Origin of the sequence: Streptomyces sp. ICN903 (assembly GCF_022015835.1) — a bacterium.
Lineage (GTDB): Bacteria > Actinomycetota > Actinomycetes > Streptomycetales > Streptomycetaceae > Streptomyces > Streptomyces fenghuangensis.
The window spans coordinates 1-5,832 of record NZ_JAKMAY010000326.1; the positions used below are offsets into that span (position 1 = coordinate 1).

Sequence of the window (5,832 nt, forward strand, 5' to 3'; positions counted from 1 at the left end):
CCCCCGCGTCCACCCCCGCCCCTTCAACCGGTACGGGCAGACCTTCGTGCCGCTGACCCGCAGCCTGGGCGGCCTGCACGCCTACAAGCAGATCATGCCCGCCGGATACGGCAAGGGGAGGCGGCCCGAGCAGCAGACGCACGAAGGCTACGAGTGGCTCTACGTCCTGTCCGGGCGGCTGCGGCTGCTCCTGGGCGAGCACGATCTCGTCCTGGGGGCGGGAGAGGCCGCCGAGTTCGACACCCGCACCCCCCACGGCCTGGCGAACGCGGGGGAGCGGCCGGTCGAGTTCATCAGCATCTTCGGGCCGCAGGGCGAGCGGATGCACGTACGCGCCCGGCCCTCGGAGGACGCGGGCTAGCGGCCCGCGCGCACCCGGAGGTCCGGCGCGGGCACGGGGCCGGTTCCGGGTCGGTTCGCGGCGAATCCCCGGCGGCCCGGCACAGGATCTGCTCGCGGGCCCGTGCCGGTCAGCGGCCGCCGGGTGCCGGGCGCCGGGAAGGCGAGCGCCGGTCCTCGATATCGGCCCAGCGGTCCCCGTAGACGGCTCGGACGACCCCCGGATCCCGCAGGAAGTCGTGCGGGAAGCCCAGGGAGACCGCGCTCACCTCGTCGAGCCGCTCCACGGCCTCGGCGCCGAGCTCGACGCCGAGGCAGCCGAGGTTCTCGGTGAGCTGACGCTCCCCTGTCGCACCGATGATCGGGACAACGCCGCCGGGCCGGGTGCGCAGCCAGGCCAGCGCCACCTGCGCCGGATTCCAGCCGCCCTGCTCGGCGATCTCCAGCACCGCGGTGACGATCTCCTCCTCCCCGCGGTCCGTCTCCCGGCCCTCGGCCTGCGTGCCGAGCCTGCCCGTCCCGCCTCGGCGGTACTTTCCGGTGAGCCTGCCGCCCGCGAGCGGCCCCCATGCCATCACGGTCATGCCGAACGCGCTTGCCTGCGGAAGCAGCTCGCGTTCGGGGGTGCGCTCCAGCAGGTTGTAGCGCAGCTGGGAGCCGGCGAAAGCGGTCCAGCCGCGCAGCTCGGCCAGGGTGTTCGCCCGCGCGATCTCCCAGGCGGGCCAGTCGGAGACGCCGATGTAGAGCACCTTCCCGGCCCGTACCAGATCGTCCAGTGCCCGCATGACCTCCTCCACGGGGGTGAAGTCGTCCCGTGCGTGGACCCACAGCACGTCGAGGCGGTCCGTACGCAGCCGGTTCAGGCTCGCCTCCACCGAACGCACCAGATTCATGCGGTGGTTGCCCGACGCGTTCACATCGCCCTCGCGGGTCGCGCAGGTGTACTTCGAGGCCAGGACGAAGTCGTTCCGGCGCCCGTCGAGCAGCTCGCCGAGCACGGTCTCGGAGTTGCCCTCGCAGTAGACGTCGGCGGTGTCGACGAAGTTTCCTCCCGCGTCCGCGTAGGCATCGACGATGCGCCGGCTCGTCCCCTTGTCGGCGCCCCATCCCCCGCCGCCGCCGATGGTCATGGCCCCCAGAGCCAGCTCGCTCACTCGCAGACCGGTCCTGCCGAACAGCGTGTAGCGCATGGCGCTCCCCTTCGCGTCAGTCCTGTGCCGAGAACCCGTGACGGCCTCGGGCCGGACCCTACGAGCTGGAGCGGACTCCAGCGCAAACCACCGGCGGTGGCCGGGCGGCGCTCCGCCGCGCGGTCCGTGCCGACGGCCGGAGCGGGAGGCACGAGCCGGGCGTGGGCCGGTTCCGGCCACGGCGCCGGGCGCCGGATCCTCTCCGGGCCGGACGGGGTCCGGTGCCGACCCGAGCGGATCGCAAATCGACGCGCCGAGGGGATTGCTTATTCGCCCTGTTGTCGGTGCACGATTTTGCGGGACGGGTTCCTCGTTGATCTTATTTCCATATCTTTTAATCTCCATAAACCGGCTTGGTCGGATGGAATTCGAGGATGCGGCGCGCCGGCCGAACGATCTTTCCGGATGACCGAAACACCTCCTTGACCCGTCGTGCGGCAGGGCTCGACACTTCCTGGAGAACTCATGCATCAGGGGTTACGGGCCGCCCGGCCCGGCCGTGCGAAACCGACCGTGCACGGGGTGTGTGACGGGGGAACCGAAAAAGGCGTGCGCGGCACGTTGCCGCCTGCGCGCATTCTCTTCACCCTTTCTCCCCAACCCTCGGCGCGCGAAGGGAATGGAGGGGAATGCCGGTGCAAACGGGCCATCCCGGCGTATACATCGAGGAACTTCCCAGCAGCGTCCGCACCATCTCGGCGGTCACCACCTCGGTCACCGCCTTCGTGGGCCACACCCGCCGAGGCCCGCTCAACCAGCCGGTGCGGGTCACCGGCTTCGCGGACTTCGAGCGCCGCTTCGGCGGGCTCACGGCGCAGAGCGCCGTCGCCTACGCCGTACACCAGTTCTTCGGCAACGGCGGCACCACCGCGGTGGTCGTGCGCGTCGCCGCGGCCGGCACCGGCGAGGAGGCCGGCGCCACCCTGGAGTCGACCGAGGGGCACAGCGCCTGTCCCGTGATGACCGTGCACGCCAAGGAGCCCGGCGTCTGGGGCTCCCGGCTGCGCCTGGCCGTCGACCACGACACCCGTGAGCCCGAGGAGACCTTCAACCTGCGGGTCCTGGACGCGGACGGCGGCACGCGCGAGACCTTCACCGGCCTGTCCATGGACCCGGGCCACGGCCGCCACGCCGAGACGGTGGTGAACGCCGGCTCCACTCTGGTGAGGGCCGACGTCGTCGGCGAGGGCAGGCCGGACCCCTCGGGCACGGTCTCCAAGCCGTTCGCCGACGAACTGCCCGACCTCGCCGTCGACCTGACCGTGAAGATCGGCGACGTGGAGCGCGAGTTCACGCTCCACGACCCCGACCGGGACGGCGAACCCCCGCGGAACGTCGCCGAGCTGGCCCTGCTCCTGGAACGCAAGCTGCGCGCCCTCCCGGACGCGCCCGGCAGGCGGGCCTTCGCCGGTGCGGAGGTCACCGCCTTCGGCCGGCGCCTCCAGGTCGTCGCGGGCTCCACCGACCCCCGCGACACCGTCCGCTTCGTCGGTGAGTGCGCCAACGACCTGGGCCTGGAGGCCACCGTCAACCCGCCGGTCTTCCCGCTGACCGGAGGCGTGGACGGAGACCCGCCCGGCCCGCGCGACATCATCGGCGACGAGGCCGGCAAGACCGGGCTCCACGCGCTGCGCGACGTCGACGACGTCGGCCTGCTGTCCCTCCCGGAACTCGCGGCCTACGACTCCACCGACGACATGGTCACGGTGATCTCGGCCGCACAGGCGCTCTGCCGGGAGCGGCGGATCTTCCTGCTCGCGGACGCCCCCGGCTCCTGGGCCGACGTCGACAGCGCCCGCGCCGGGCTGAGCGCCTTCGACCCCGTACGGGACGGGCAGACGGCGCTGTACTTCCCCCAGGTGCAGATGAACGACCCGCTCACGGGAAGGCTGCACTCCTTCCCGCCGTCGGGCGCGATCGCCGGCGTCTGCGCCCGCACCGACGCCGAGCGCGGCGTGTGGAAGGCGCCCGCGGGCACCGCGGCGCGGCTGGCGGGCGTCCGCTCGCTGAGCGTGCGGCTCACCGACCGGGAGAACGCCCTGCTGAACCCGCTCGGCGTCAACTGCCTGCGGACCCTGCCGGCCGTCGGATCGGTGGTCTGGGGCGCCCGCACCCTCCAGGGCGCGGACGCCCTCGACAGCGAGTGGAAGTACGTCTCCGTGCGGCGGCTGACACTGCACATCGAGGAGAGCCTGTACCGCGGACTGCAGTGGGTGGTGTTCGAACCCAACGGCGAGCAGCTGTGGCAGCAGGTCCGGCTGGACGCCTCGGCCTACCTCAACACCCTCTTCCGGCAGGGCGCGTTCAAGGGCGCCACCCCTCGCGAGGCGTACTTCGTCAAGTGCGACGGGGAGACCACCACCGAGGAGGACGTCGCACGCGGTGTGGTGAACGTCCTGGTCGGAATCGCGCCGGTCAGGCCAGCCGAATTCGTGGTCGTCAAGATCCAGCAGACCGCCGGACAGTTCGAGATTTAGGATTCCGATGGCTGAATTCCAGGTGAACGCGCAGCGCTTTGACCCCTACAAGAACTTCAAGTTCCTGGTGCTGTGGGGTGGGCGCACGGTCGCGGGCGTCAGCAAGATCAGCCCGCTGAAGCGGACCACGGAAGTGGTCAAGCACCGGCACGGCGGCGACCCGAGCTCACCGCGCAAATCGCCGGGCCGCTCCGAGTTCGAGGGCATCACCCTGGAGCGCGGCGTCACGCACGACCCCGAATTCGACCGCTGGGCCAACAAGGTGTGGCAGGTCGGCGCCGGTCTCGGCGCGGAGGTGTCGCTCGCCGACTTCCGCAAGGACATCGTCATCCAGGTCCTCAACGAGGCCGGGCAGGTGGCCGTCTCGCACAAGCTCTACCGGACCTGGCCGAGCGAGTACCAGGTGCTGGGCGAGCTCGACGCCAACGCCAACGCGGTGGCCATCCAGAGCCTCAAGCTGGAGTGCGAGGGCTGGGAGCGCGACTACGAGGTGCCCGAGCCCACCGAGCCCTCCTTCACCAACCCCTGAGCGGGCGGTAGGGCTGATGACGGCGGGGGCGGCGCAGACGGCGGTGGCAGCGGTGACGGTGGCGGCGGGGCCCGCGGAACTGCTGGCCGTCTGGGAGGCGGGGCTGGGGCTGGACGATCCCGGACGAGCACTCCTGCTGCACCGCACCGCCCGTCCGGAGGCCGGCGACGGCGAACTGCTGTCTGCGCCGGTGGGCGAGCGGGAGGCGGATCTGTTCGCGCTGCGCCGGGCGCTGTTCGGCGAGCGGATGCAGGTGCGGGTGGAGTGCGAACCGTGCGGAGAGGCGATGGAGTTCGACCTCGGCACGGACGGCCTGTCCGCCCGGCCGCCCAGGCGGGACGCCCCGCTGCGGGTGGCCGAGGGGGACTGGGAGGTGGAGTTCCGGCTGCCGACCGTGGCCGACCTGGTGGCCGTGGCCGAAGCCGTGGAGGGCGGCCGGGCCGCGGAAGCCGGACACGGCACGGAAGACGGGCAGGATCCGGACGGAGTCCCCGCCCGGGCCCTGCTGGCCGCCCGCTGCGCCGTGTCGGCCCGGCGCGCAGGGCGTCCGGTCCCCGCCGACCGGCTGCCCGCCCTGCTGCCCGAGACGGTACTGCGGCGCGTCGCCGAGGCCGCCGAACAGGCCGACCCGGCCGCCGACGTGACGCTCCAGGTCCACTGCCCCGAATGCGGCGGAACGACCCGGGCCGAGCTCGACATCGCCTCCTATCTCTGGGCCGAACTCGACACCTGGGCCCGGGAACTGCTCCTCGACGTCCATCTGCTCGCCGGCGCGTACGGCTGGACCGAGCCGGAGATCCTGGCGCTCAGCCCGCTGCGCCGCCGCTACTACCTGGAGTTGTGCGCCGATGCCTGACTACTTCGACCGGCTGCTGGCCCGGCACGCCCCGGCGGCCCTGGGCACCGGGGCCACCACGGGCGGCGGGCCGGACATCCCCGTGCGGGTGCGCCCACGGCTGCCCGAGCCGTACGAGCGCGTCGAGGCACTACGGGCGGACCACCGGAGGCAGGAGGAAGCCGGCCTTTTCCTCCAGCCCGCGCCCCGTCCGGCCGTGCGGCGAATGGAGGAGCGGCCGGCGGTCCGGCACGAGCGGGAGATCCGCACCGAGCGCCACACCGCGGTGCGGACCGAACCCGCCCCACACGGCGACCGGACGCGACCGCCCGCGGCGGCGCGGCCCGCCCGGCCGCCGCGGACCACCGACCGCACGCCGGCCCCGCCACACCCCGGAACCGAACCCACAACCCGGCGCGGCGAGCGTACGGTCCCGGCGCGCACGACTCAGGGCACGCCCCC

General features: G+C 72.7%; 5 protein-coding genes and 1 pseudogene. 5 read left to right on the top strand and 1 reads right to left on the bottom strand.

What is annotated here, in order from left to right:
- On the top strand, positions 1–361 hold a 361-nt coding region (locus L7D48_RS24560; protein ID WP_237882592.1), incomplete at its 5' end, for a cupin domain-containing protein.
- A 109-nt stretch (positions 362–470) separates the two neighbouring features.
- Here the strand turns inward: L7D48_RS24560 and L7D48_RS24565 are convergent.
- Entirely contained in the window at positions 471–1,529 is a 1,059-nt protein-coding gene (locus tag L7D48_RS24565) for an aldo/keto reductase (protein ID WP_237882594.1), read from the bottom strand.
- Positions 1,530–2,158: 629 nt separating this feature from the next.
- On the opposite strand from L7D48_RS24565, the gene L7D48_RS24570 reads away from it, so the two are divergent.
- The 4 genes and pseudogenes from L7D48_RS24570 to L7D48_RS24585 form a co-directional block, all read left to right on the top strand.
- Entirely contained in the window at positions 2,159–4,006 is a 1,848-nt protein-coding gene (locus tag L7D48_RS24570; RefSeq protein ID WP_237882596.1) for a phage tail sheath C-terminal domain-containing protein, read from the top strand.
- A 7-nt stretch (positions 4,007–4,013) separates the two neighbouring features.
- Complete coding sequence (locus L7D48_RS24575) at positions 4,014–4,535, top strand: phage tail protein (protein ID WP_093659737.1); 522 nt, start codon at positions 4,014–4,016, stop codon at positions 4,533–4,535.
- A 16-nt stretch (positions 4,536–4,551) separates the two neighbouring features.
- Complete coding sequence (locus tag L7D48_RS24580; RefSeq protein WP_237882598.1) at positions 4,552–5,391, top strand: hypothetical protein; 840 nt, start codon at positions 4,552–4,554, stop codon at positions 5,389–5,391.
- Positions 5,384–5,832, top strand: a pseudogene (locus tag L7D48_RS24585) (hypothetical protein); the annotation flags it as partial. The gene L7D48_RS24580 and the pseudogene L7D48_RS24585, both read left to right, overlap by 8 nt.